Genomic DNA, 2,630 nt, shown 5'->3' with positions numbered 1-2,630 from the left:
CCGCTTGGCCTCCGACTTGTGAGTATATGTATAGTAAATCCTGCTTTTTCATAGGATTTAATGCCGCGACTATTATGTGAAAAAACTTCTAATTGTAACCGATTTAACTTAAGCTCCTCAAAGGTAAATTGCAGGGCCAATTGAACAGCCTCTGTGCCATACCCCTTATTTAAATAGTTTGTATTATGTAAGGATATTCTAAATCCTGCTTTTTGATTTATTTTGTCTATTTCTAAAATGGATAAGTCACCTAGAATTTCCTGACTTTCTACTAAACAAATGGCAAAGTCAAAACGTGTTGGATCAGTGGTGATTTCTTCATAATGTGCATACAATTGTTCCATAGTGAAGGTATTTCTGGTACCGGTCATATACCTGATTTCCTGATCATGGACTGCATGGTAAAAACTCTCCATATCCTCTTTCACAACCGGTCTTAAATACACAAATTCTCCACGCATTTTTTATAACTCCCTTTGTCGTTTTTTTAATGTCAGTTATCTAAATATGGTTCATTATCCGGAGGACTACCTTTTTTTATCCAAGGAATTAGTCTGTAGATAATGTAGTGAATTGGTCTACTTCGTTGGTATGCACGGTATTCTTTCCTAATAAACTGTTTAATCATAATGGTAAAGATACAAGCCAGCAGAAAAGTGACCCCTAAATAAGTAACCTGTAAAGTAGGGAAGAAAGTATGAATGAGCAATGGATAGCCGAAGATGGTTACTGAAATCGTAATGAAATAGGTGAGGCCATTGTAAACCCATACGTTCAGTTTGAAAGATGCCAAAAATAAGCCAACCCCCATGTAGGAGACAAAATAAAGGACACCATACATAATTGAAAAACGTACTAACGCCAACATGTTTATTTGATCACCCAATAAAACATCCAGCCGCTTTCCCTCTGCAAAGAAATGAGGTTCAGTAACAAATAAAGAGATGAATGAAATATAGAGTGCGGCAAGAAAGGAAATACTGAAGATGAAGAGCACTCCATATAAGAGTAGAAAGCCGACGATAAATATCCATTTTAAAGCAGAAAGAAAATAACTGAGAATGGGAAACTTTTTTGCTGCAGCAAGCAGTAAGACAAATAAGAGTAATCCAATAAAGAAAAGTCCATAGTTTAAAAGAGTCTCAAGCATCAATTTCACCCTTTAATAGTTTGATTAAAATTCAAAAGTTTTGGTAACATCGCTGCTGATTATATAAAAACTACCATCCTTATACTCTTCAATTTTCCAACTTTCATCATCTTCATCGTAATAGAGGTCTAAATAGTAGGTTGTCGTTGCTTTATCTCCATCGATAAGCACCCAGTATCCATGATTTAAGGGCTCGTTCAATGTATATTCTGCTTTTACCTTTAGTTCGTAGCGGTTTTGATCCGCATTATATACAGGCATCTTTAATGAATCTACAACGTAAACTGCCTTTACGAATTCGGCCTCATATCCCCCAGACAAGCCTTTAAGCCGTTTTGCATACTTCATTACACTTTTTCTTGATTTTTCTGGCATGATCTTCATTTTCTTTTCATCCAATGTATTGAGTGTTTCCGTATATTGCTTCCAATTCTCATTGAGCATGTTCATTATGGGCTCCTGCTCTGCCTCTGTTAGCACAGCAAGGTCATCAAATTTAATATAGTTGTCGTCCTTCACTGTTATTTCATCAGATTTAAAATTTCCCCATGGAAGTTCCTTTTCAATATGGAGTTTGACCGTACCATCTATTGGAAGCAGGCCAAGGTCAGTAAATTCAGGATTAAGTACAATATCAGTACGTTTACCATTAATGAATAAAATAGAGTCCTCGTAAAAAGAATTCACTTTAATCGCATCTACGTCGAATGTAATCTCTTTGAATACCTCATCATATTTTTCATTATAAATAGAGATTTCTTCTTTCTTCTCGGAAGAGACGAATTTTCCGGGAAGGACAGATTTTATTTCGTGATTTCCAGGTCCTATTGGCCCTGAGCTATAGGTCTTATCTTTTGTGGATTTTGCTGTTAGTTCCTTCCCATCGACCAAGATTCGAGCATTGTCTTGATCTACCTTGACTTTTAAATACACTGGGGTAACTGTAATAACATATTGATCAAATAGAAGCCATTTCTTCCCGTCTTGCTTTAGAGAAAAGACCGCATAATCTTCGTCTCGATAAATAGTAGTATTCCGGCCAGCCTCGGCTGATTCTGCCTGTTCATTCAATTGCCTGATTAATTGATCCTTGTCAGAAGAGTTTTCTTTATAATAATCTAAAAGTTTTTGAGAATCTTTATTCTTAACTTTCCATCCATCAACATCAGAAACCAATAATTTTGTTACTGTAGTGCTATCTTCCGCATCTAGTGCTTTATGAAAAGAATCGACAACCTTACTTGGAGAAGATGCACTTTTACCAGTTTGGTAAGCAATCACTGCGGCCAAAATGAGGAATAAAGAAATTGAAATGATAATAATTCCGTTTTTACGGAGCGGTAATCTTCCTTTTCGTCTTTGATTACTTAATTTATTCCCGCATGCTGGACAAAATTCAGCATGCTTTTCTGTTGTTTGTCCGCAATTTGGACAATTCATAATTCCACCTCGTTAGTTAATTTTTTTTTTTTTTTTAATT

At 35.7% G+C, this 2,630-nt stretch carries 3 protein-coding genes; all 3 read right to left on the bottom strand.

The features are described 5' to 3' along the window. The coding region (locus tag AC52RT_RS09530; RefSeq protein ID WP_495540521.1) for a GNAT family N-acetyltransferase at positions 1 to 461 on the bottom strand (461 nt) is incomplete at its 3' end. Between the two features lie 32 nt (positions 462 to 493). Further along, complete coding sequence (locus tag AC52RT_RS09525) at positions 494 to 1,150, bottom strand: hypothetical protein (RefSeq protein WP_495540520.1); 657 nt, start codon at positions 1,148 to 1,150, stop codon at positions 494 to 496. A gap of 24 nt (positions 1,151 to 1,174) precedes the next feature. Continuing rightward, positions 1,175 to 2,590 (bottom strand): TcaA second domain-containing protein, encoded by a 1,416-nt coding sequence (locus AC52RT_RS09520; protein ID WP_495540519.1) that lies wholly within the window; start codon positions 2,588 to 2,590, stop codon positions 1,175 to 1,177. Positions 2,591 to 2,630: the final 40 nt, after the last annotated feature.

Source organism: Peribacillus sp., from assembly GCF_059453735.1.
The sequence above is the reverse complement of the archived record's forward strand: the minus strand, read 5'-3'. Positions and strand labels throughout refer to the sequence as shown.

Excerpts from the sequence above, each read along its gene's own strand:
- AC52RT_RS09525 (WP_495540520.1), bottom strand. The coding sequence starts at position 1,150 with ATGCTTGAGACTCTTTTAAACTATGGACTTTTCTTTATTGGATTACTC.
- AC52RT_RS09520 (WP_495540519.1), bottom strand. The coding sequence starts at position 2,590 with ATGAATTGTCCAAATTGCGGACAAACAACAGAAAAGCATGCTGAATTT.